The 24,023-nt window shown below is 24.0% G+C and carries 29 protein-coding genes and 2 tRNA genes; 18 read left to right on the forward strand and 13 right to left on the reverse strand.

The genetic code is table 4. The features are described 5' to 3' along the window. From ACD762_RS00870 to ACD762_RS00905, 8 genes are all read left to right on the forward strand, one after another. Complete coding sequence (locus tag ACD762_RS00870; protein ID WP_423363937.1) at positions 1-744, forward strand: ABC transporter ATP-binding protein; 744 nt, start codon at positions 1-3, stop codon at positions 742-744. Beyond that, entirely contained in the window at positions 725-2,362 is a 1,638-nt protein-coding gene (locus tag ACD762_RS00875) for a hypothetical protein (protein ID WP_423363938.1), read from the forward strand. The genes ACD762_RS00870 and ACD762_RS00875 overlap by 20 nt, the downstream gene beginning before the upstream one ends. Positions 2,363-2,559: 197 nt before the next feature. Further along, entirely contained in the window at positions 2,560-3,477 is a 918-nt protein-coding gene (locus ACD762_RS00880) for a DUF368 domain-containing protein (RefSeq protein ID WP_423363939.1), read from the forward strand. Continuing rightward, positions 3,470-4,657, forward strand: a complete 1,188-nt coding sequence (locus ACD762_RS00885; RefSeq protein WP_423363940.1) for an iron-containing alcohol dehydrogenase — start codon at positions 3,470-3,472, stop codon at positions 4,655-4,657. Before ACD762_RS00880 ends, ACD762_RS00885 begins: the two co-directional genes overlap by 8 nt. 16 nt (positions 4,658-4,673) lie before the next feature. Then, positions 4,674-5,285, forward strand: coding sequence for a GyrI-like domain-containing protein (locus ACD762_RS00890; RefSeq protein ID WP_423363941.1), 612 nt, complete (start codon positions 4,674-4,676; stop codon positions 5,283-5,285). 117 nt (positions 5,286-5,402) lie between these two features. Continuing rightward, a tRNA-Asp gene (locus ACD762_RS00895) sits at positions 5,403-5,478 on the forward strand. 3 nt (positions 5,479-5,481) lie between these two features. After that, positions 5,482-5,555, forward strand: a tRNA-Gly gene (locus ACD762_RS00900). A 153-nt stretch (positions 5,556-5,708) separates the two neighbouring features. Next, the gene (locus tag ACD762_RS00905) at positions 5,709-5,912 is read left to right on the forward strand and encodes a hypothetical protein (RefSeq protein ID WP_423363942.1); all 204 of its coding nucleotides are present in this window, start codon (positions 5,709-5,711) and stop codon (positions 5,910-5,912) included. A 48-nt stretch (positions 5,913-5,960) separates the two neighbouring features. Here ACD762_RS00905 and ACD762_RS00910 read toward each other — a convergent pair whose 3' ends face one another. Genes ACD762_RS00910 through ACD762_RS00920 form a run of 3 tightly spaced genes read right to left on the reverse strand, consistent with a single transcriptional unit; the run spans position 5,961 to position 8,133 of the window. Further along, a complete protein-coding gene (locus ACD762_RS00910) occupies positions 5,961-6,332 on the reverse strand; it encodes a hypothetical protein (RefSeq protein WP_423363943.1) in 372 nt (123 codons plus the stop codon). Next, positions 6,317-6,967, reverse strand: coding sequence for an ABC transporter ATP-binding protein (locus tag ACD762_RS00915; RefSeq protein WP_423363944.1), 651 nt, complete (start codon positions 6,965-6,967; stop codon positions 6,317-6,319). The genes ACD762_RS00910 and ACD762_RS00915 overlap by 16 nt, the downstream gene beginning before the upstream one ends. Next, positions 6,967-8,133 (reverse strand): hypothetical protein, encoded by a 1,167-nt coding sequence (locus ACD762_RS00920; RefSeq protein ID WP_423363945.1) that lies wholly within the window; start codon positions 8,131-8,133, stop codon positions 6,967-6,969. The genes ACD762_RS00915 and ACD762_RS00920 overlap by 1 nt, the downstream gene beginning before the upstream one ends. Positions 8,134-8,447: 314 nt before the next feature. On the opposite strand from ACD762_RS00920, the gene ACD762_RS00925 reads away from it, so the two are divergent. Next, the gene (locus tag ACD762_RS00925) at positions 8,448-9,158 is read left to right on the forward strand and encodes a helix-turn-helix domain-containing protein (protein WP_423363043.1); all 711 of its coding nucleotides are present in this window, start codon (positions 8,448-8,450) and stop codon (positions 9,156-9,158) included. A gap of 35 nt (positions 9,159-9,193) precedes the next feature. Beyond that, a complete protein-coding gene (locus tag ACD762_RS00930; protein ID WP_423364702.1) occupies positions 9,194-10,135 on the forward strand; it encodes an IS3 family transposase in 942 nt (313 codons plus the stop codon). A gap of 39 nt (positions 10,136-10,174) precedes the next feature. Here ACD762_RS00930 and ACD762_RS00935 read toward each other — a convergent pair whose 3' ends face one another. From ACD762_RS00935 to ACD762_RS00970, 8 genes are all read right to left on the reverse strand, one after another. Next, the gene (locus ACD762_RS00935; RefSeq protein WP_423363946.1) at positions 10,175-10,768 is read right to left on the reverse strand and encodes a hypothetical protein; all 594 of its coding nucleotides are present in this window, start codon (positions 10,766-10,768) and stop codon (positions 10,175-10,177) included. Positions 10,769-10,955: 187 nt separating this feature from the next. Then, positions 10,956-11,690, reverse strand: a complete 735-nt coding sequence (locus ACD762_RS00940; RefSeq protein ID WP_423363947.1) for a LytR/AlgR family response regulator transcription factor — start codon at positions 11,688-11,690, stop codon at positions 10,956-10,958. Positions 11,691-11,720: 30 nt separating this feature from the next. Continuing rightward, positions 11,721-12,266 carry a hypothetical protein gene (locus ACD762_RS00945; protein WP_423363948.1) on the reverse strand — a complete coding sequence of 182 codons (546 nt, stop codon included), beginning with the start codon at positions 12,264-12,266 and terminating at the stop codon, positions 11,721-11,723. A gap of 10 nt (positions 12,267-12,276) precedes the next feature. Next, positions 12,277-12,681 carry a hypothetical protein gene (locus ACD762_RS00950; RefSeq protein WP_423363949.1) on the reverse strand — a complete coding sequence of 135 codons (405 nt, stop codon included), beginning with the start codon at positions 12,679-12,681 and terminating at the stop codon, positions 12,277-12,279. Positions 12,682-12,719: 38 nt separating this feature from the next. Next, complete coding sequence (locus ACD762_RS00955) at positions 12,720-13,373, reverse strand: ATP-binding cassette domain-containing protein (protein WP_423363950.1); 654 nt, start codon at positions 13,371-13,373, stop codon at positions 12,720-12,722. A 15-nt stretch (positions 13,374-13,388) separates the two neighbouring features. Continuing rightward, positions 13,389-14,582, reverse strand: coding sequence for a hypothetical protein (locus ACD762_RS00960; protein ID WP_423363951.1), 1,194 nt, complete (start codon positions 14,580-14,582; stop codon positions 13,389-13,391). Further along, a complete protein-coding gene (locus ACD762_RS00965; RefSeq protein ID WP_423363952.1) occupies positions 14,572-15,339 on the reverse strand; it encodes a hypothetical protein in 768 nt (255 codons plus the stop codon). The genes ACD762_RS00960 and ACD762_RS00965 overlap by 11 nt, the downstream gene beginning before the upstream one ends. A gap of 46 nt (positions 15,340-15,385) precedes the next feature. Further along, entirely contained in the window at positions 15,386-15,751 is a 366-nt protein-coding gene (locus tag ACD762_RS00970) for a hypothetical protein (RefSeq protein ID WP_423363953.1), read from the reverse strand. Between the two features lie 542 nt (positions 15,752-16,293). Here ACD762_RS00970 and ACD762_RS00975 point away from each other — a divergent pair. The 3 genes from ACD762_RS00975 (at position 16,294) to ACD762_RS00985 (ending at position 18,260) form a co-directional block, all read left to right on the forward strand. After that, entirely contained in the window at positions 16,294-17,037 is a 744-nt protein-coding gene (locus ACD762_RS00975; protein WP_423363954.1) for a LytR/AlgR family response regulator transcription factor, read from the forward strand. A gap of 141 nt (positions 17,038-17,178) precedes the next feature. Next, on the forward strand, positions 17,179-17,589 hold the full coding sequence (locus ACD762_RS00980; protein ID WP_423363955.1) for a hypothetical protein: 411 nt from the start codon (positions 17,179-17,181) through the stop codon (positions 17,587-17,589). 245 nt (positions 17,590-17,834) lie between these two features. Further along, positions 17,835-18,260 (forward strand): MarR family winged helix-turn-helix transcriptional regulator, encoded by a 426-nt coding sequence (locus ACD762_RS00985; protein ID WP_423363956.1) that lies wholly within the window; start codon positions 17,835-17,837, stop codon positions 18,258-18,260. 418 nt (positions 18,261-18,678) lie between these two features. Here ACD762_RS00985 and ACD762_RS00990 read toward each other — a convergent pair whose 3' ends face one another. Beyond that, positions 18,679-19,098, reverse strand: a complete 420-nt coding sequence (locus tag ACD762_RS00990; RefSeq protein WP_423363957.1) for a flavodoxin domain-containing protein — start codon at positions 19,096-19,098, stop codon at positions 18,679-18,681. Between the two features lie 427 nt (positions 19,099-19,525). Between ACD762_RS00990 and ACD762_RS00995 the strand changes: the two genes are divergently transcribed. The 5 genes from ACD762_RS00995 to ACD762_RS01015 are packed head-to-tail and all read left to right on the forward strand — an operon-like array spanning position 19,526 to position 23,293. After that, the gene (locus tag ACD762_RS00995) at positions 19,526-19,915 is read left to right on the forward strand and encodes a hypothetical protein (protein WP_423363958.1); all 390 of its coding nucleotides are present in this window, start codon (positions 19,526-19,528) and stop codon (positions 19,913-19,915) included. A gap of 28 nt (positions 19,916-19,943) precedes the next feature. Then, positions 19,944-20,834: a hypothetical protein gene (locus ACD762_RS01000; protein ID WP_423363959.1), complete on the forward strand. Its 891-nt coding sequence runs from the start codon at positions 19,944-19,946 to the stop codon at positions 20,832-20,834. Beyond that, on the forward strand, positions 20,821-22,095 hold the full coding sequence (locus ACD762_RS01005) for a hypothetical protein (protein ID WP_423363960.1): 1,275 nt from the start codon (positions 20,821-20,823) through the stop codon (positions 22,093-22,095). The genes ACD762_RS01000 and ACD762_RS01005 overlap by 14 nt, the downstream gene beginning before the upstream one ends. Beyond that, complete coding sequence (locus ACD762_RS01010) at positions 22,089-22,727, forward strand: ATP-binding cassette domain-containing protein (RefSeq protein ID WP_423363961.1); 639 nt, start codon at positions 22,089-22,091, stop codon at positions 22,725-22,727. Before ACD762_RS01005 ends, ACD762_RS01010 begins: the two co-directional genes overlap by 7 nt. Positions 22,728-22,735: 8 nt before the next feature. Beyond that, positions 22,736-23,293, forward strand: a complete 558-nt coding sequence (locus tag ACD762_RS01015; protein WP_423363962.1) for a hypothetical protein — start codon at positions 22,736-22,738, stop codon at positions 23,291-23,293. 284 nt (positions 23,294-23,577) lie between these two features. Here ACD762_RS01015 and ACD762_RS01020 read toward each other — a convergent pair whose 3' ends face one another. Continuing rightward, on the reverse strand, positions 23,578-23,784 hold the full coding sequence (locus ACD762_RS01020) for a type II toxin-antitoxin system PemK/MazF family toxin (protein WP_423364703.1): 207 nt from the start codon (positions 23,782-23,784) through the stop codon (positions 23,578-23,580). Positions 23,785-24,023: the final 239 nt, after the last annotated feature.

The following is a 24,023-nucleotide window of genomic DNA, read 5'->3' on the forward strand; positions in this document are numbered from 1 at the left end:
ATGATAAAATTTATTGATTTATCTAAAAAATATCCAGGAGCTAAAGATTATGCTTTGCAACCAACTAATATGGTTATTGAACCTGGAAAAATTATCGGGTTTATTGGTCACAATGGTGCTGGTAAGTCGACAACATTAAGAATGATGACTGGAATCTTAGAGCCAACTACAGGTGATGTTACTATAAATGGCTTTTCTATTAAGACACAAGCTTTAGAAGCTAAAAAACAATTTGGTTATGTTCCAGATAATGCAGATATGTTTTTAAAACTTACTGGTTTAGAATACTTAAACTTTATTGGTACAGTTTATGAAGTAGAAGATAGTGTCTTAAAAGAAAGAATTTCAACTTTAGCAGAAGAATATTTAATGAGTGATAAACTAAATGACTTAATTGATTCATATTCTCATGGTATGAGACAAAAAATTATCGTTATGGGTGCTCTAGTTCATGAGCCAAGTGTTTTTTTATTAGATGAACCTTTAACAGGTTTAGATCCAGTTGCTTCAAGATTCTTAAAAGATTCTATGAAAAAACATGTTGAAAAAGGTAATACTGTTTTATTTTCAACACACGTCTTAGAAGTTGCTGAAAAATTATGTGATGAAATTATAATTATAAATGGTGGTAAATTTATATATCAAGGAACACTAGATGCTTTAAAAGCAAAATATCCAGAAAGTGAAAGTCTTGAAGATATTTTCTTTAAGATTACAAATTCATATGATAAAGCTACTGTCTAAAATATTTTATAATGAAATGCAAAGCATAAAGTTTATTAGAAAAGGTCCAAAGTACCGTTTTTTAATGAATTTAATAGCTGTTATTGCAATAATTGCAGTCTTTGTAGCAATTTTATCACCATTACTGTTTAATGCTGATACTATAGCAAAGTATATTCCTATTAATATTGGATACTTTACTTTAGGATTAGGCTTAATGGCATTAACATTAATTAGTTTAATTTCTTCTTTTGGATTTACTTATTCATTATGTTACCTAGATAAAAATTTAGAAAACTATTTATTTATGCCAATTAAAAGTAGAGATTTTGTTATTGCTAAAGTTATTACTATATATAAAAGTGTTTTAATGATTGTAGGCTTAGCCTATATTCCATTAATAATTATTGCTATAAGATTTAGCGGATTTGATTTAATGATGATAGTTTCTTCTTTGCTATTTCTTATTACAATACCATTAATAACAACTTATATTTCATTAATATTAGCAGGAACAATCTTGTATTTCTTAAATAAATTAAAGAATAAAACAATTGCTAGAAATTTCTTATACTTTTTATTTATAGTTGCTTTACTAGGGTTAAACATGTCAATTTCATTTTTCATGTCTAGTTTTGGAGATGATACATCAGAGTTAGCAAAAGCTCTAACTTCAATGATGTCAACCACTAGTAAAATTATGTTCTATCCAACATGGGCAATGGAAGTATTTACAGTAAACAAATATATTAATTTATTATATATGCTAATTGCCGTTGTTGTTGGAGCAATAAGTATTTTATATTTTGAAAAAATATATTACAAAGGGGCAATTGGTTTCTCAAAAGATTACTATAGAAGTAAGGGTAAGAAGTTTAAAGTTAGTGAAGTAAAAACTAGAAGTGTGAAAAAATGGTTTTTCTTTATGGAAGCTAAACAACTTATAAAAACAAGTGCCTATTTTTTCAATACAATATTTGGTAACTTAATTGTTGTTGTAGTATATTTAGGAATGATGGGTTACTTCTACTTTACTATGGATGAAGAAAGTGTTGAAGTATTTGCTTCAATTAATGATTATATATCTATTCCTGCAGTCTTTTTAGTTGGAGTATGTATAACAAGTTTCTTTGCTTTATTTAATAATGGAGCAGCTACAGCATATTCAAGAGAAGCATATAACTTAGAAGCTTTAAAATCAATGCCAATCGATATGAAAAGTGCCTTTATTGGAAAAGTAATATTCCACTTTATACTAGAATTTGCAACATCATTTATTTTCATGGTAATACCAATGCTAGTAATTGGTTTAAATATTCAATATGTGCTAATAATGATCGTTTCAGTATTTTTAGTAACTTGTGCCTTTTCATTTATACCTTTATGTGCCGATTTAAAATTCCCTTCATTAGAGTGGGAATCAGATATCATGGTAGTAAAAAGATCTAAATCAATATGGATAACAATGTTAAGTTCATTATTATTTGCAGGTATAGTGATTGGAGCAACTATTTCAGGTGTCTTTTTGCTAAATTTAGATATTAATATAGTTGCAGGAGTAATCTCAGTGTTATTAATTGTTTTAGCTATCGGATTTTACTTATTGTATCGCAAGCTTATAGATAAAGCTTTTAGTTAAAAAATAATTTAATATTAAAAAGCGAAAATTGTAAAACTCTAAAGAGAATTCAATTTTCGCTTTATTGTATTTATATTAATAAAAACTAAACTAGTTTTAAAGTAGACATAATGTGAATGTATCTTTCAAGGAATGCTTTAAGTGTTATTTTAGTGTATAATTATTAAGAATAAATAGTTGAAAAGGATGGTAAATAAATGAAATATCAAAAAAGTGATATGATGACAACAATAACAGGTTTCCTAATGGCAATTGCAGATAGTGTACCTGGTGTAAGTGGTGGGACTATTGCCTATGTAATGGGTAAATATGAAGACTTTGTCAATGCAATTTCTTCAATGTCTTCAAAAGCAAATAAAGAAGATCGAAAAAAAGGAATCGAGTTTTTAATCAAATTATTAATGGGTTGGATTGTTGGTATGGGACTAGCTATTACTATAGTATCTACTCAAGTAACACATAAACCATATGAGATGACATCATTATTTCTAGGGTTTGTAATTGTTTCAATTCCTTTTATAGTTAAGGAAGAAAAGCTGATGAGTAAGATTAGTCTCAAAGGAATCTTACTTACAATTATTGGAATATTATTTGTCTATTTAGTATCTTCTTCAACTGCAGGAGCTGTTAATTTAGGAGAAGAAGGTTCAATAGTTAAATATCTGTATATCTTTGTAGCGGGTATGGTAGCAATATGTGCTATGGTTTTACCTGGAATCTCTGGATCTACATTCTTACTAATCTTTGGTTTGTATGTACCAATAATTACTGCAGTAAAAAATGTTATGAAATTTAACTTTGAAAGTTTAGATATATGTATAGTTTTTGGTTTAGGTGTGCTTATTGGTTTATTTTACTTTTCAAAATTAGTAAAATATTTATTGAACAATTATCGTTCATTATCAGTATTCTTTGTTGTAGGACTTATGATAGGTTCTATATATGCAATATGTATTGGACCAACAAGTTTAACTGATGAAATTACAAAACAAAGTTTAAATCTAGCACCACTAGGTTTATCTAATTTTAAAGTAATATGGTTTGTAGTTGGAATTATTTTTATATTAGCATTAGAACAATTAAAACATAAAATGGAGGGAAATAAAAATGAATAATTTTGTATATCAAAGAAAAACGGAACTAGTATTTGGTCAAGATATGTTAGAGAAATTACCTACAGAAATAAAAAAATATGGAAACAAAGTTCTTTTAACTTATGGAATGAGCAGTATTAAAAGAAATGGCTTATATGATCAAGTTGTAACATTATTAAATGATAATAATATAGAATTTATAGAATTATCAGGTATTAAGCCTAATCCTGAAGTAACGACAGTTAGAGAGGGTGTTAAGCTTATAAACGAGCATAATATTGATTTTATACTAGCAGTAGGTGGGGGTAGTGTAATCGATAATTCTAAACATATGATTTTAGCACAAGCCTGTAAACAAGATATTTGGGATTTAATATTAGATCCTTCTAAAGCAAAGACTGAATCTAAGTTTATTCCACTAGGAACAATACTAACTATTTCAGCAACAGGATCAGAAATGAATTGTGGTGGAGTTGTTACTAATCCAGAAACATGTGATAAAATGTCAATAGGACATCCTGAACTAGCTCCAGTATTCTCATTCTTAGATCCTAATCAACTTACTACATTACCACCAAAACAAAGAGTTGCTGGTCTAGCTGATACATTATCTCATCTATTAGAAAACTACTTTACATCACATAATGATGAAGGTTTTCCAGATAGAATGGCAGAAGCTATGATGCTTAATTTGATTAATTATGGAAGTGATTACTTAAGTAAACCAGATAATTATGAATCAAATGCACAAGTAATGCTTAGTGCTACATATGCCTTAAATGGAGTAACAGGTCTAGGTAAAAAAGGTGGAGAGTGGAGTGTTCATAGTATAGAGCATGATTTAAGTGCAGTTACTGATATAACTCATGGAATTGGCCTTGCATTGATTCATCCATATGTTTTAGATGTCTTTTTAAATAAAGATATTGAACAAGGACTTAGTCTAATTAAGTTTGTAAATATTGGTAAAAATGTCTTCCATTTAACTGGAACAGATGAAGAAGTAGCAGTAAAAGCTAATCAATGTTTAAAAGATACTTTCTTTGGTTGGATTGAAAAAACAAAACTTGTAGATTACGATATTATCGATTTTGATTTTGATACATCTATTAATAAATTAATAGATACTAAGCAAACAAATGATATCTATCATGAATTTACAAAAGCTGACTTACTTTATATTTATACATCACTATCATAATAAATAGGGGAAAACTATGGAAAAAATAGATTATAAAAAACAATATAAGGATATTTATATTGCTAAAAAAAAGCCACAAATAATAGATGTTGAAGCTTATAAATATATTTGTGTAGAATATTTAGGAAATCCTAATAATGAACAGTTTAATGATGTAATGAAAGCATTATATTCTATGTCATATACAGTAAAAATGAAATCTAAAAATTTAAAAGATTACTATGACTATGTAGTATTTCCTTTAGAAGGTTATTGGACCTTACAAGATCCTTCTAAAGGGTTAAATAAAGATAATTTCAAGTCTATAATGATGATAAGACAACCAGATTTCTTAAATGAACAGTTGTTTGAAGACTATAAAAAAATAATCAAATTAAAAAATTCTGAAAATTCATATATAGATAAATTAGAACTAAAAGAAATTACAGAAGGTCTTTCAATTCAAATGTTGCATGTTGGTCCATATGATACAGAAGTAGAAACTTTTAGTATTATGCAAGAATTTGCAGAAAAGAATAATTTAGAAAGATCTTCATTAAATCACAAAGAAATATACTTAAGTGATCCAAGAAAAACAGCACCAGAAAAATTAAAGACAACTTTAAGATTTTCAGTAAAAGCAAAATAAATATTTACTAAAAGACGATATTATTAAAATATCGTCTTATTTATTGAAAAAGTGCACAAATTTAGCAAAATAACTTTACAAGTATTTTTAAAAATGCTATTATATAAAGGCATTAGGGGTCCAGTGGTGTAGTGGTTAACATGCCGCTCTGTCACAGCGGAGATCGCGGGTTCGAGTCCCGTCTGGACCGCCATTTGCGGGTGTAGTTTAATGGTAGAACTTCAGCCTTCCAAGCTGACTGTGAGAGTTCGATTCTCTTCACCCGCTCCATTAAAAATACAAAAGCTTTTATAATTGCCTACAAGGTAGTTTAAAAGCTTTTTTTTATTGTAAATATCAATGACACTATGATAGGATACCTCTAAAGTGGACAGTGTAAAAAAAATTCCATTGCTTAAGCCAGTCAGATACTGAAAATATAGAATGTGCAAAAACAATTTCATATATATTTATGATTACTATGATTATTACTCCATAGAAGAAAGTTTTATTGTAGAAAAGGTAAATGAATATAATTTAATATATTTTGGAAGTATAAATGAGAAAAGTGACTTACCAAACACACCATCAGATATAAATGTTAAAAATTATGATGAAATTATTAATGTAAAGCTTATTATAAAATAGCATAAAAAAAACTAGAATGTTTCTATATCATTCTAGCTTTTTATAATATTAATTTTTAGTAGCATTTTCTAAATCATCTTTTATACTTGTTAAAACTTTAGTAACTGATTCTTTAAATAAAGTAATCTCCATTTTTTTGCTTTCAGCCGTTAAATCGATTATTTGCATTAGTTTTATATCTATTTTATCTTCTATATTTTTTGGTACATCATCTAAATTATGATTAATAATTTTATTAGATAAACCACTAATATCTTGTAATTTTTCTTTAATATTATTGGTGTTAGTTTCATTAACCTTTAACTCTAATTCATTAATTTTCTTTTTATAGTCTTCCAAATTTTTTGTATTACTACTATTATTTGAACAACCTAAATTTAAAACTAATATTAGTAAACACACACTTAAAATTTTTTTCATATCATTCACCTTTTCAATATATATTTTCTATTGCACCAATTTGCAACATACTGATCATGAGTTACAATTATTATTGTTTTATGATCATTTCTTAGTTTCATAAGCAGCTCTAATATTTCATCTCTTGTTTTAGAGTCTAATGATCCAGTAGGCTCATCAGCTAAAATAATATTACAATCCTTTAAAAGGATACGAGCAATTGCAATCCTTTGTTGCTCACCACCAGATAATGTATAGATCTTTTTTTGTTTAAAAGCTAACATACCAACTTCATTTAGGACTTTATCAATTGCTTCATTACAATTTTTTCTTTTTTTTCTATCTGGTATAGATAGCTTTAGATTATTTAAGACTGTTTCATCATCAATTAAAGCAAAGTTTTGAAATATATATCCAATTTCATTTTTCATAATAGCTGTTTTATTTTTATCTTTAAATGATTTAACATTCTTATTCATTAATAAATATTCACCACTATCATAATTTTCTAGTAAACCAATTATATTAAGTATAGTTGATTTACCGCAACCACTTTCACCAGTGAAAGCAACACACTCGCCACTATTTATAGAAAAACTAATATTTTCAAATATAGGGGTGTCATAACCTTTTGATATATTTTTAAAAACTATCATTATATATTATCTCCTTTTAAAATGTTTAAGATGCTCTTTTTTTCTAATTTATTAACAATTTTATATGAGATAAGTATGATTAATAAATTAATAAAAATAATGAAAAATAAGTAATTTACTGTCAATGAACCACTTTTACTCATTAGTAAATATAGCCAAATTAGCCATGTAGTTAATAAGAAACAAAATATTAAAAATAATAGTAATGATTGGTATCTTGCTAATAGTGAATAACCAGAAGTTTTTTTAATCATTATTTCTTTAATCATAGAACCTATATAAATATTAATAATATTGTATATAAAATAAATAATTACTAAAAGAAAGATTACAAGAGCAATTGTTATAATTAGTTGTCCTGTAGCCATTGTATCTTCAAGATGACTGTATTCAACTGACTTATTGAATAAGCCTGTATATAAGCCATCTTCAGAAAATATTTTTTTATTATTAATTGAATTCATTATATTAGTGTAATTTTTATCATAGGAACTATTACTATCATACTTAAGAAAAATTAATCTTGAATCTACTTTTACTTCATTCTCTATAAAATCATCACTGTATACTACTATAATCGCCTTATGCATACCAGTATTTGCATTATCTAATAGTGCACCAACGAATATGTTTTTATCATCAGTTTCAGTAGCGTTACAATCTTTAATTTTTACATCTTTATCATTTCTATCGATAATGCATCGAGATTTCATAATTTTATCTTTTTGATTCCATAAACTACTAGGAATTAAAACATTTATATCATTACTTTTAATATGCATAGACAAATCATTAATTTTCAAATATTCATTATTTACGGTTATTGCTGAATACTTATCTACTTCAACATCTTTAATTTTGTTTGCTGAAAGTTCTCCATACATTTCTGTTTCATAGTCTGAAAACTCATTATTATCAAAATAGACTAAAGAACTATTTTTGAACTGTTTATAAATATCATTAAGATAGTCTACTGTTATATTAGAACCAAGTAAATCATCATTTATAGTTAAATTGGCATAATTTTTGGAAAAATTCCATTTAGATTTTTGATACTCTAATAAAGTACTATCTTCAATATTACCTAACAATTGATATCCTGTTATTGAAATTAGGATGATAATTAAAAACGATAAGATCCTAAATATATTAAAAGGAATTTTCAAATTAACTCTTCCTTTTAATTCAGAAATATTTAACTTTTTATTTAAGCTATAGCATAATATAATTGCAATAATCCATTGTGTTAATATAAATAGTCCAAAGTTTCTTATTAATAAGAAAGAATCAACTTTTATAAATGTTATAAGAAAAAATGACAAAAGTAGTAATAAAATACTCGTTAATATAAGTTGATTTAAGTAGAGATATTTAAAAGCATTTGTAAAATTACTATACAGTTTTAAAATGTGATATGATACCTCTAAAGTGGACAGTGTAAAAAAACAAATTACACTAAATATTTTGGAGGTGTTTTATTATGGGAAGAAAAGCTAAATTCAGTTTTGAGATAAAGATGAAAACTGTATTAGACATAGTTGGTGGGGTCGAATCAGTTAGTAATGCTGCGTATAGATTAACTGTAAATGAATCCACTATAAGAAGATGGTTAAATAAATATATAAGCAATGGTGAACAAGCATTGATAACCAATAAATTTAATAAGTCTTATTCAACTGATTTGAAAAATTATGCAATTAATGATTATATTAATGGATTAGGTTCTTTAAATGATATCATCGGTAAATATAATATAAGCTCAATCAGTATTTTACAATCTTGGATTAATAAGTATAATAATCATATAGAAACAAAGGCTCATAAGCCTTTAGAAAGTAATGGTGTCTATATGAAAGACAATAATAAATATACTTATGATCAAAAGTTAGCTATTGCAAAATATTGTATTGAAAATAGCTTAAATTATATCGATACTGCTAGTAAGTATAAAACTAGTTATTCTAACGTTTACAATTGGACTAGAAAATATTTAAAGGATGGAGTTGATGGTTTAAAAGATAATCGTGGTCGCAAGAAAGATGATAGTGAATTAGATGAAATTGAACTACTTCAGCGTGATAATTCAAGACTAAAAAGAGAATTGGAATTGAAAGAACTAGAGAATAAAATTCTAAAAAAGCTAGAAGAGAAAGAAAGGAGCGTGTTACTTTCACGCCGAAAAATGAAATAGAATATGAATTAGTAAAGGCATTTTATAGTGAAGGAATTAGTATTAAATTTACTTGTAAAATATTAAAACTAAATAGAAGTAGTTATTACAAATGGTTAAAAAGATCAGAATCAAAGCAAGATATAGAAAATATAGAAATCTATAAGTTTATTAAGCAAAAACAAGAGGAATATAAATATATATTTGGTTATAGAATAATGTGTGCAATGGTTAATAGAGAATTTTGCGCAAATTATAATCCTAAAAGAATATATCGTATTATGAAAATATCAAACCTTCAGGCAAAAATTAGAAAGAGCTCTAAACCAAAATATATTAGAAGTACTCCTGAAGTAGTTGCACAAAATATTATGAACAGAGATTTTAGCACTAATTTACCAAATGAAAAATGGTGTTGTGATGTTACTGAGTTTAAAATATCATCAACAGGATTAAAACTATATTTGGCAGCTATTATAGATTTGTTTGATAATACAATAGTTGGATATCAAATATCCGAAAGAAACGATAATATATTAGTATTCGATGCATATAGAGAAGCAATAAATAATAACCCTAATTCTAAAGCTATGTTTCATAGCGATAGAGGTTATCAGTTCACATCAAAAGCATTTAAAAGAATGTTGGAAGATCAAAACATGGTACAAAGTATGTCACGAGTTGGAAGGTGTATAGATAATGGTCCAATCGAGAAATTCTGGGCAATACTAAAAACTGAAATGGTAGATTACAATAAAGCAAATAGTATATCTGAGTTAAAAGATTATATTATTGAACACATATACTTCTATAATAATATAAGATTACAACCTAGATTTAACTATAAAACACCAATAGAAGTTAGAAATGAAGCTTTAGATCAGATTAAAAATAATTTAGTGGTTGTAACTTATCCAATCGTTCCAAATCCTAAAGTGGTTAAATACTGGGAAAATATAGATAGAAAAAACAATATAACTCAAACAACTTGTGTTTAAGCTATATTGCAATGTTAAGAATTTAATTATTTACACTGTCTACTTGACGGGTGTCAGTTCAATGTTTATTTTCTTTTTTTGTTTGTTGTACTCAATAATAAAAGAAAGTAATAATATTGAAATAACTAATATAAGAATAACATCAAATATAAAATCGATATCATTTGATTTTACTACATGTACTAAATATGCTTCAAAGCCAACTTCATCTAAAGACTTTTTTAAAACATCATAGTCTTTATCTTTAGAAGTTATACTATATGATCTAAATCCATTAACTATATGATCTTTGTTTAGTTGTTCAGTTCTAACATTACTTTGGAAAAAATTTACTTTATTTTCAAAATCATTTAATCCTTTATCATACTTATTTTTAGTAGTAGTATAAGGATCATAATTTTTGATTTGATAAATTACTGTTTCATTATTTTCTATTGATAAATAAGATATATTAAGACTGTTTTTTTCAGCATAATTAATTAAATTAGAAAGGCTATTTCCTCTTTTTAATAAGACAGAAACATATTCATTATTTTCTTTACCAATATTTTGTATATCAGCATAGTTATTATCAAACTGTTTAATTAAAATACTTAAACATAATATAAAAATTAGTATTATATTTTTTTTCATTGTGTGCCTCCTTTATATGTATTTTGTAATTAAAAATATATTTTTTAAAATAAATAGTATTACTAGAATTATATATAACATTTAAAATAATAATAGTGGTCTTGTCTAATGTGTCATTTATATTAACAAATATGTCATTTTAAAATTAAAATATCTATTTATACATAAATAATATATAGCTAATGTGTTAGTATCCAAGATATTTAATATATTCTAGATATTGTTTTTTAAAACTCTTTTTTCTAGTGCGTGCTATAAATATAACATCACCATTATCCATAGTTATTTTATTATTATCAATACTAGATATTTTAGATAAATTAACAATGAAAGAAGAATGTGGAATTGCGAAATTATGTTTTACCATTTTTGTAGTCAGTCTATTCATTTTTTCATTTAATAAGAATGTAGTTGAGTTTAGGATAATATTTACTTTTCGATTAGAACTTTCAATATAGTAAATATTACTAATAGGTACATTAATTATTCCTGAAATTGTTTTAAAAACTATTTTTTTTATATGAATACTTAAATTGTTATTTAGTCGATGATTTAATTCATCCAAAGAGTGATGAATATCATACTTTGTAAAAGATTTAGTAATAATATCAAAGGTCTGAAGTGGAAAGATGACTTTCTCGCAACTATGGTAGTCTAATATAAATATTATTAAAGTTGGACTTTTGATTATAGTCTTAATAGATTCAATTATTTTTTTGCCATTGTTTCTTTTAAAATCCAAATCCAAATATATAAAACTATAATTTTTATTTAATGCTTTTTCAATAAATATATTTCCATTTGTAAAAATATCTAGAGTAATAGTAGTTTTTCTCTTTCTATAATATTCTAGTATAATAGTTTTAATTTTATTTTGTATTTCTATGTTTTGTGTGCAAACAGCAATTCTAACTTTATTCATATTAACACCTCACTTTGTATTAGTAGTATATTATAGCCAATCTTCTTGATATTGAGTTAAACCATATTTAATAGAATAGAAATTATATTCTTTATTTAGAATGAATGAAAAATCATGATAGGATATTTCAATGTTCTCAAAGTTACTTTCTTTAATTTTATCAATTACTTGATTTATTTCATCTGTTTTAAATACTATATCTAAAGATTTTAAATTTTGTTTTAAATCAGAAATTAATAAATTTTGATCTTTATTGTAAAAATAACTAGCAATAATATTAGAGTAGTTCCATTCTATTTTATTTGAAATAATGGTTTTATTATTATTTATAAAACAAGCACTTGCATTATTATTTTGAATATAATTCAAATCGGTATATGTTTCAACATTATATTTAGTAAAGGTATTTTTCTTTATGGCAGTCTCATTTGATTTTAGTATTTCATGCTTTTGACAAAGAAGAATACTTCTTTTATTATCATCGATATTATTAGAAATAATGAATATTAATGTAATAACAGTTATAAATAAAATAAAGATGAAGTAGATTTTTTTGTTGTATATTATTTTAAACATAAAGGCTCCTTTAATTTATTGTAATAATGTAACCATTACTTATTTTTTCTAAATAATATACACATTTATTATGTAAGACAAGTGGTGTATCACGAGTCATGTTAGCTAAATCTTTTAGTGTTATTTCATGTTTTGAAAATTTTTTTAATGCTTTATTTAGCTTTTCTAAGTTTATATCTTCGATACTATTAGAAGTAATACCAATAAAAATAGCACTAGTTTTAGCCCTTTTATTTGTGAAAAAGTGATTTGCATATATTTGTTCATCATTTTTATAACAAGCTAAGCTTTGTTCATCATATATTAATTCATATTCTTTAATAGCATCATAGAATTTATTGTTTAGGTTTGTTTTAAGTTCTTGATTATCATCAATATCTGGAACTTTATCAATATTACAATAATCATTAATCATTGTGTTTTCTATATTTATGTTTACAAAGCTGCAGCTGGTTAAAATAAACAATAAAAGTATAGTCAGTAGTTTCATATTATCATTCCCTCTTCAATTTCAAATATTTCATCACATATGATCTCTAAATCATTTTCATTGTGTGATGTTAATATTAATAAATTATTCTTTTTATAGTGAACTAGAAAACTTCTTAGTTTCTCACTTGTTTTTTTATCAAGAGCATTAAATGGCTCATCTAGTATTAGCACTTTAGGATAGTCCATAATCGCTTGTATTATTAGCATTTTCTTTTTACTCCCTAAGGAAAGTTTACTGTATTGTTCATCCTTAAAGCTTTCTAAATTGAAATATTTTAACAATACTGATAAACGTTTTTTATCACACTTATTTTGAATAGAAGCTATTAATAATAAATTTTCAATAACAGTTTTATCAGGTATAAATTCTGGATCGCCAATCAATATTCCTGCATTATGTATAAAATTATATTTATTCCTTATTTTATTGTTGTCTTGCATAACACTACCACTATTTAATACAATGTAACCACAAATTGCTTTTAGTAATTGAGTTTTTCCTGAGCCATTTACTCCAGAGATACCATATGCCTTATTATCATTAAATGTTAAACTGATATTATTTAAAACAATTCTTCCACGATATTTTTTACTAGCATTTATTAATTCAATCATTTTATCACTCCATTTCTATCTTAATTTTTTAGTGTAACTTGTAAAGCTAAATAACAATATCAAGGTTATAAGTATTAAGTACCAATTATTTAAATAGTATATTTTTAAAACTTGAAATAATATTAGAATAAATAATATTATAGAATTAGTATTGTTGTTGTCAAAACTGATATTTGCGATTATTAATGTTATAAAAATAATAATTATTGTTTCATACAAGTAATAAAGCATAATATTATTTGTATGTGAAATATCAAAATATATTATATTTATTACTAAGATAATAAATAGATATTTTGTAGTAGATATTATTGCTATTGCAGTTAAGTATTTATATATCTTTTGATTTAAATTTGTAATACTAGTAGACTTAAATGAAAGTATACTTATATAGTTTTCATTGAAATTTAAAAATGCTTTTATTATTGGAAAATATAATATAAAAGTTAGAGCATATATAAATGTTACTTTTTTGTATTCAATATAAGCTAAATCAGGATTTTCACCAAATATTTTTAAAAAGTCTATAATTGAGTTATCGGTATTAATATATTTAAAAGTTAATAGTATTCCTAAAAATGTTACAGTATATAAAAGATATGATTTAGCTTTTTTGCTTATTACTACTTTTTCTAGTGTAATTATAAAAATAAATAAATTTATTAGAAATAGTACTAATAAGACTAAAATAATTCTTAAATCAAATTGATATAAGATTGATATTACACTAAAATTATATTGTGAATAACGACTTACTAAATGAAATGCTATTATGATAAAATTTACTACTAAAAAAATATATATTAGTTTAGTAAATTGTAATAGTAGTATGTACATTATTTTTATGTTTATCATTAGTAATATAAATGTAATAGTACTAATAATAAAGGGAATAAAACTTAAATATCTAATGCTTGCTAGTAAAATACAAAATTCTATTTGTAGTATAAATAATATTTCTTCTTTTATAGTAATGCATAATAGATTTTTATGATAATTAATAGTAGATGTTGCTTTTAATAGTAGTGAGTCTTTGATAAATAAATTAAACAATATATTTATATTAACAATTAAGAATAGGATATAAAATATATCATATGAATTGTCAGTAAAGCCACTTACTGAATAATTAGTGACAACTAGTAATGAAGTTACATATGCAAAGATACAAGCTAATAATTTATAATGTTTATATATGTTAAATATCATATGTAAAATACTCTAACAATACTATTGCTGTAATTGTATATAAATAGGGAAAGATAACTTTATATATTTTAAAGTTGTTTATTACTTCATAATTAAATATAATATTAAAATTATATTGTGTAGGTATAAAAAAGGATAAGATAAATGAAAATATAAAGATATAAGTAAATAATAATAAAATAGTCTTAACAAATGAATGTATAAGATCTTGAATTGTAAGTGTCATAAATGTAGTTATAAATAGGGGGATAAATACTAAAATAATAGCTTCAAAAATAAAAATTCTTAGAGGGTTACTGTATATATAGTATTCAATACTACTATATAAAGTGTTATCTTTTACTAGTGAAATAGTACTATCATTTACAATATAGGTTGCTTCTGGATTGATAAGATAAAAGATTAATACTATTAAACTATAGGTGGTTATTACTATTAGACTAGTGGATAATGTTACTACTACTTTTAAAAAGAATCTATTTTTGTAGTAATGTGTATTTTTCCCTATACTGAATAATAGAATACGATTACTTAAAAAAAGATAGCTATAAGTAGCTAACAAAGCAATAATAGGTATAAAAATTATATTAGATATATTAAAAGTTATTCCAAAATAATTTATAGAATAATATAAACTTCTTAAACTATCTATTGAATTACTATATTGGGAAAAGAAAAACCAATTAAGTAATCCATAAGTTGATGTAATTATAATAATAAGTAAATTTACTTTGAAAATATTTCTAGAGATAAACATATTTAAACTCCTTTAAAAATAATTAGTGATAGGTTATATTTTGATACTAGCTTAAATCAAGAGAGTACCATCCTTTTGCTAGTTTTAGAGCATTATCAAATGCAGCACTTGCTCTAGCTACACGTAAGTAGTGCATTTCATTTCTATATATTCTATTTAAAGATATAGTTTCAGTAGGTGAATTATCATTTATTTTTTTCCAGCCAATTATTTGATCAGTACTACTTCTATGAATATCCACCCAAAAGTAGTCTGTAGAATTTTTGTTATTTAATATATTAATTCTAGCTGATTTATCAGCTTTTCTTTTTTTTACTTGTTTAGCCTGTCTATGTTCCTTATTTACATAAAAGTTAAAATCACCAATATCTGCACTTATTAGCGAGGGTGCAACTATTGAAACTATAGACATCAAAGCAACATTCTTTTTAATAAATTATTCTTTGTATTAAACTATCACTATTGTCATAATATCATAGCTAAAAACAAAAAAAACAAATATTGTCTAAAGAATAGGAATAAATGTCTAATTAATAAATGTAGTTTATACAATTAAATATAATATGAGGTTATTGTTGTTGTGTTTACTATAATATGTATGATTTAGTACTAAAACATTACATATTTAGTACATAAATAATGTATTATTATAAATATTATTTATTTATAATAACTTTTATAGTAAGAGTTAAATTTATAATATTTTTTCTAAGAATAATTATTATAAAAAGGATCTTAGATGGAAGTAAATAGCTTAAAAGCTATAGATATATGGTAATTCTATTAAAAATTTATAGATAAATGTCTTTATTATTAATAATAGCTGGAGTAACTAATGAGTATTATTTTTTAAATAATAGCTCATGAATAATATGTTTACTCATTATTGTGAATTTGTATATTGTATATACTAAAAGTATAATAGAATGTAATACATTTATATTGGAGGTATATATGAACTCTTTCTATATTGCAATTTGTCAGAAAAATCAAAATAATACTAATTACTTAGCTTCTACTATTAAGAAATACTTTAAGGATAAAAATATTGATATTAAAATAGATTATTTTAGTGAGTGTGATACTTTTTTAGAAGCTTCCTTAACGTGTAATTACTCATTTTCTTTCATAGATATTCAAATTGATAATGCTCATAGTATAGAAATAATTACGGGTCTTAAAAAAGCTAATAATTTAAAGACAAAGTTTATTTTTATTTTAGACTATTCTCTATTTAAAGTATATATGAATTATTTGCATAGTTTTGATTACATTATCAAGCCATTTTCCACAAAACAAGTTTTATATCTATTAGATGTTGTAAATCCTTGGTTTAAAGATTTTAGTTCACATCATTCTACTTTAGTTTCCTTTAAGACGATTGCTGGATATGTGCAAGTACCAATAAATAGTATAATCTATATTGAATATGTAAATAGAAAGGTTAGATTAGTACTTGATAATGAAATATATTATATTTCTTCAACAGTAAAGGATATCAATGCTAAATTAGTACATTTTAATTTTAGTCATACTCATGCTGCGTATATCATTAATCTTAAACGTATTAAAATGTTCTACAATAATAATAAAGTAATAATGGATAATAATCATGAAATACCTGTTGCACAAAAGAGAATGAAAGAATTTAAAAAGGCTTATTTTAAGTATGTAGATTCTTATGGTTTACTTATTTAAATTAGTAAACCATAATCAGTATTTATTGAATAATGCATTTATGAATTAGTTTTAGTTATGCTATGTATATTCATAAAAATTTGTTATAATTATAAAGAACATATAAATATATCTAAAATAAAAATAGGGGTTCTTATAAATATGAAAATAAATGCTATATACATTGGAATTGGTGTTGTCTTATCAATTTTATCAAAGTTTCTTCAGTTTGAATATAATACATTTGCAGGTGATATGCTAGTGTTAGTTGCGGCCTATTTTTTTGTAAGAGGAATATTATTTTCAACTCCTTGGTACAATAAGTATGTGTCTTATTCTAAAAAACAAGCATTAGTTTTTGGATTTAGTTGCTATGGTATTATTTTATCGTTTCAATTAATGTTGATAATGATCTTGGCATATAATAACTTATATGGCTTGATGATGGTTATACCATTGATAGTATGCATCTTTGCAACATACAAGAATATTATTAAAATATCAAGAGATAAATATTTTAAACAAAAGCTTTGAAAGAGAAATACATTTAGATGATATTTCTCTTTTTTTTAATAATTACTATTACATAATGAATCTATAAATATCAATTGTGATTTTATTATTAATTTTAAGGATAATCAAAGTATACAATAAGTCTATTTTTGTTGTTTGAATGTTAAAAGTGCATTAATAAAGTGTAGTAATTTCACTAGTACACTTTTTGTGCTATTTTTGTTCCTGTTTAGTGTGTTCTATACTAAAAAACTATGTTAAAATAAATTTGTGTGAATATAATTTAAAGAGAAGTAGGTATGTTTATGGAGTATAAAGAATTAAAGCTCGATAACCAGATATGTTTTCCTTTATACGTTGTATCAAAGGAAGTTATTCGCCGTTATAAACCATTTCTAGATGGGCTAGGTGTTACGTATACACAGTATATAACATTAATGGTATTATGGGAAAGAAAAAAGATGAATGTAAAACAATTAGGAGAACTTTTATTTTTAGACTCAGGAACTTTAACGCCCCTATTAAAAAAGTTAGAAAAAAATGGGTATGTTTCAAGAGAAAGAGATAAAATTGATGAAAGAAATGTAATTGTTTGTATTACTAAAAAGGGATTAACATTACGAAAAAATGCCAAGGAAGTACCTAATAATGTTGCTGAATGTATGGAAATCACAAGTGAAGATGCTAGTGATCTATTCAGAATACTACGTAAAGTTATGAAGGACTTATAAACAAAAAAAAAGCACTTAAGGTGCTTTTTTTTGTTATAATAATATGCATTTATCTACATAATCTTTCTTAAGAATCTGTATAAAAAGAAAAAACAATATAGAAAGATTCAATATAATATCTATGAAAATTGATTGTTTATTGTAGATTACATATTAAACTAATAATTTAGATCTGTGATAATAAAAATTAGTGATAAAGTCTTATATATATTTGAAGATACATTCAATAATATATAAATTTAAAATAAACTAAATACTGTTTCTAACAAATATAGTAAAAGTTTAAATTGTAAGATAGAAGTTAATCCAATGTTTGACAACATTTTCTTTTATGTTAGTATAAAAGAAAGATAGATACAAAAAAATTGTACCTACCATCATTAATACTATTTACTTATAATTTTTAACGTTCTTTTTATTAGAATGATAAGAATTTATTAGCATATTCCATTGCTGCATCGATAGCTTCTTGATCAGGAGCTTCTAATACTGTAAATGGAGCATCAAATACATTAACACCATCTGCTTTGATTTTATCAGCAAAAGTAGTCATGTATTCTCCACCACCCCAACCAAATGAACCAAATAGGGCAACTTTTTTATTCTTTAATCCTTCAATGTTTTTTTCCATGAATGGATCAAATACAGTATCATCTGTAACTTCAGTACCCTGTGCAGGTGAACCAAACATATATTTATCAAATCCTTCAATTGATAAGTCATCACTCATTTCTACAAGAGTTACCTCAGCTGAATCTTTGATAGCATCATTAAATGCCTCTGCTATAGATTGAGTGTTTCCTGTAGTTGTAAAATACGCAATTAAAATTTTTTCCATAATTAATTTCCTCCTTATTTATATCTCTTATTATTAACTTTGTAACGACTAGATGCAACTATATTGCTTTATAATGTTTTAAAGCTAACTTTAATAAAAAATATAAGCCACTAAGTTGATTGTAAGTCATGAATTTAAAATCATATTATGAGTATATATCATAAAGAAATATTTAGTTGTAAAAAGTATTATGTACTAGCATTTCAAAAGTTAGATTTTTTTAGCCAAGCAACTAAAACAAATATTTCTAAATTTTTTTTATCGTGTTAAAAAGGTAATAAACACTTAATTATGTGAATGCAGTGAATTTATTAAGATTTTGTGACAACTATTACATAAATGTAATAGTAATTTAAGAAAATATTAAGAACTTCAAACAAAATATTTGATAATATTATAGTAATACAAAAGAAAGGAGAGATTAACGATGTTTTTATTAAATAAGTATAAAAATTTAGTTTTTATGTCATTTTTATTAGTTTTAGCGCTCATGTTTTCTGCTAAGGTTGATGCGAAAGTACAATCATTTACTGCAACAACTGGTAGTACATGGGCATATGCATCTTCAAGAAATACTAAAAGTGATACTTTGAAAACTGCATGGGTTCATTGGCAAAGTAGTAGCAAGTCTAAGCACAAACAATGGTTTAGGGTTGTGAATAGTGATGGTGCAGTCAGAGGAGAATCATTACTTAATTACTTGCAGAATAAGACGTTCAGTACTACTCAGAAAAAAGGTTATTATGCTTGGCTAAAAACCAAAAGAGAGCATATGATTGATCCAATTACTAAAGTTTCTGGTAGATGGGATCCATAAAATCTAATTATTTTAAAGGAGATAAAACATGAAAAAAATTATTGATAATAATAAAGTGTATATTATACTAACCCTCGTTTTATCTTCTTTTATTTTTATTACATATTTGTCAGAAAATGGTTTTTTTGAAAGGTTATATATTTTTGTCTTTGATAATAATAATTTTATTGAAAGAAATAAAATGAGTGATGCTCCTTTTTTAAAACAAGGAACAATAGAATATATTAAATATATTTTTGAAGATCAATCTTATAAAAAATTTGATTTTAATATGATTTTTTCTTTCTATTTTTTTCAATTACTAATTCCTTTATTTATGTCTATATCAGCTTATCTGAATTTTGAAAAATATAATAATATAGATGTTTACATAATATATAGGGAAAAAAGCTATTTTAAATTTATGTTAAAAAGTATTACTATAAATGCTTTGAAAATTTCTTCTGCAGTATTTACATCTTTTTTAATCTTTTATATCTTCATGATTGTAGTAAGTAACGGAGAGACATCATTAGATATACATGATTTAAATAGCTTGCCTAAAAGTTTCCTTTTAGATTTATTTGGTGGAAGTTTTTATTCTAATAATTTATATTTATATTATTTGATTGAAGGATTTATAAAGTTTTTTATGGTTATATTCTCTTATAGTTTATTTGCACAGTCACTAGTATTTATCTTAAAAAATATTAAAGAAATTATATTTGCACCATTTCTATTATATTATGGTTTGATTATGTTTTCTTTTGTAATAATGGATGCATTTCCTGATATTTCATTATATATAAGTCCTAGTACAATAATGGCTAATTCTGATTATGCAGATCTAAATAGTATTATTCTACTTTCAGGCGCATTGATTCCTCTTGTTATAAGTATGATAATTATGTTTTGGAGGTCAAAAAATGCTGAAATATAAAGAAGCCATGCTATATGGTATCATTATTTCATTAATATCACTATTATTTTATATGTTAAAAGCTCATTTTAGTTTTATTAATGTTTATAATAATTATTTTATTACACTAATATTAATAGTGTTTGTATTCTTTCTATGTAAAGATAATATTGATCATAATTTGATAATCTATCGATTTAAAAGAAAGATAGACTATTATATTTTTATGTATAGAGAAAAAATTACATTAGTCGCTTTTTTTTTATTTGTTATAACTGTAGGTAACATCTTTTTTGCCTTATTGAATTCAGAGTATGAAATCATACCGTTGCTAATATTTGCCTCAATTGTTTTTTTAACAAACATTAGTTTATTACTATTTTATTACTATATATCATTAAATATAAAATTGGGTAAATATTTATATTTCTTGCTTTTAATTATTTTTATTGCAACAAGATTTTTTACAAATTTAAAAATCAGTTTATTTAACTATTCAGATTATAATAATTTAAAATATAATTTATTAATCACGATTCTTTGTTTTATTTTAGGATTAACGATACTATATTTTAATAATAAGAAGATAAAAATAAAAAAACATACCATATTAATGTGCATTGTAACAATTGTATTTTTTATAATTAGATATCGTATTTATGAAGGAAATAACATTACTAGCTTTGAAAACATTGTTGATATATTATTTTATAATAGTGCTGCTGTTAATAAATATGAGACAGTAGAGAATCTATTTTTTACACATATCTATTATGTACTATTCTTTATTATAATTCTATATTATTTAATTAATCAAAATAATTCTAATAGTGATTTGTTAAAGTTTTCTATTCATAAACAACAATTAAAAGCTAATATAAGACAAATGTATGTAATGAATTTCATTAACTCATTTATATTAATATTTGCAATGTTTGTCATTCATTTATTAGTTTATCATTATGTAACTAATTTGCCAGTAACATTTAATGATGTATCTATGTTCTATTATTATTTTAAATTAATCTTAGCTTTTTCTTTAATTACAAATATTATTAATTTAGCTATTATTTTTAATAAGTACATACATACTATATATATAAATATCGTATTGATTATATTATTAACATATACAGATATAACAATAGGTACTAGTATATTATTAAAATCTAGTGTTGCTATATATGATTTTGTTTATATATTAATATTTATTGCTTTACATGTTTTAATTTACATTATATTTATGACAATATACAAAAGAAAGAGGGATATATTTTGATAGTAATAGAGAATTTAAGTAAAAAATATAAAGATAATATGATTTTAGATAATGTTAGTATGGTTATAGAAAATGGAAAGAAAGTATTAATAAAAGGGCCAAATGGGGTAGGTAAAAGTGTACTATTAAAGCTTATTGTAGGTTATTCTACTGCAGATTCTGGAATAATAAAAATAGATGACTATATTTTAAAAAAAGACTATGATTTTATTAATGGTTCTGGTGTAAGTATTAATAATCCTGAATTCAACAAAAATTTAAGTGGATTTGATAATTTATGTTATTTAGCTAAAATAAGAAAAATAGCATCTGAAGATAAAATAAAGATATTAGTAGATTATTTTAATATGAATGATATTATACATAAAAAATATCGTAATTACTCTTTAGGTACTAAACAAAAGTTAAGAATTATTCAAGCTGTTATGGATAGTTCTAAATATTTAATTTTAGATGAACCATTTGATGCTTTAGATAAGAAATCTCAAAAATTAGCAATTGAATTATTTAACACTTATTTAAAAATAAATAAAGATGCATCTATAATCTATACAACTCATAATGAAACATTTCATGAAGGTTTTGCAGATGAGATATATGAAATAGATGATTCGAAATTAATAAAGGTAAAGTAGGTAAAAATATGAAAAAGAAAAAAATTATATATACAACAACAGCTATAACTTTTATAATCTTAATAGCATTCTCAGCTTTCAAATTATTAAAAGATGATTCATTATTTGAAGTTCCAACTAATTTAAAACACAATCAAACTTATTATATTAGTTTTACTAAACAAGATATAAAGGATTCATTAACATCTGGAAAACCTAGTAAAGAAGAAGAGGATAATGAAGGATTAAGCAAAGATCAAGTTCAAGAAATAGATGATAGTAAAAACTCTATGTTTAATTTTGCAAATAAATATTTATTAATATATATTGAAAAAAATGATGAAGAAGATCCAGGAAAATTATTTTATAAAATTTCTAAGAAAAAAATTAAAAAGGACAATACCTTTATTGAAACTGAAATTGTTTTTAGCAAAGAAGTACCAAGTTATGACTTTAATATTAAGTCATTAGATAATAACCATGAATTTTCAATAATACAATCAGTAACAGATAAAAAAATATATTTAAGTACTGTAGGATTAAAAAGTGAACCTTTTACAAGTATAGATACTAATATTGTAAAATAGGCTATTTAATTACAGTAGTTGAAGCATTGCATTCAATAATGAAGAAATATACAAAGTGGCTAATTTAAGCTTATGACTGTATCGTCAATGCGAAGTGCATGTGGTTAATATCATACTAAACCTAAACATCTTATCTATAAAGAAAAAGGATAGACTATGTTTGGACCATCATCTTGAATACTATCTAAGTCATTTCTGGATAATACAAATGTAACGCCGTATACAGGACTCGTACATACGGTGGGCAATGGGAGGGGCAAAAGTGTAATTACTTTCCTTCTAACCTATTCTTGGAATATAAAACTTGCAGGCTTTAATACTTCTTTTAAATCATTATTATTTAACTTTTCAATATGGTTTACTTTTCTAGCATTTGAATCGATTGCTCGTACTTGGTCTAATAATATTTTACCTGCATTTTTATATCCATTTAATTCAAAATATAAATGATAATTTCTTTGGGTATTAATTATAAAAGCATCAATTATAATTTAGAAAATTTATATACTAAATCATTACTTAAACAAATATGGTTCATTGTCAAATAGGGTGGAAAATACCTCTATGTATTTAGCTACGAGAAGATAATTGAAATAAAGTTTTGAAAAAACTTGTTCTAAATATTATCAAAATCAGTTTTTTTCTTAAAAAGAGGAAAAAAGTAGTGAAAATAACGATATTTATCAATTTTTTTAAAGAAAAGTGTTTACAAAACGTTATATAAATACTA

It is taken from the genome of Mycoplasma sp. P36-A1 (genome assembly GCF_049478495.1).
Lineage (GTDB): Bacteria > Bacillota_I > Bacilli_A > JAJDGJ01 > JAJDGJ01 > P36-A1.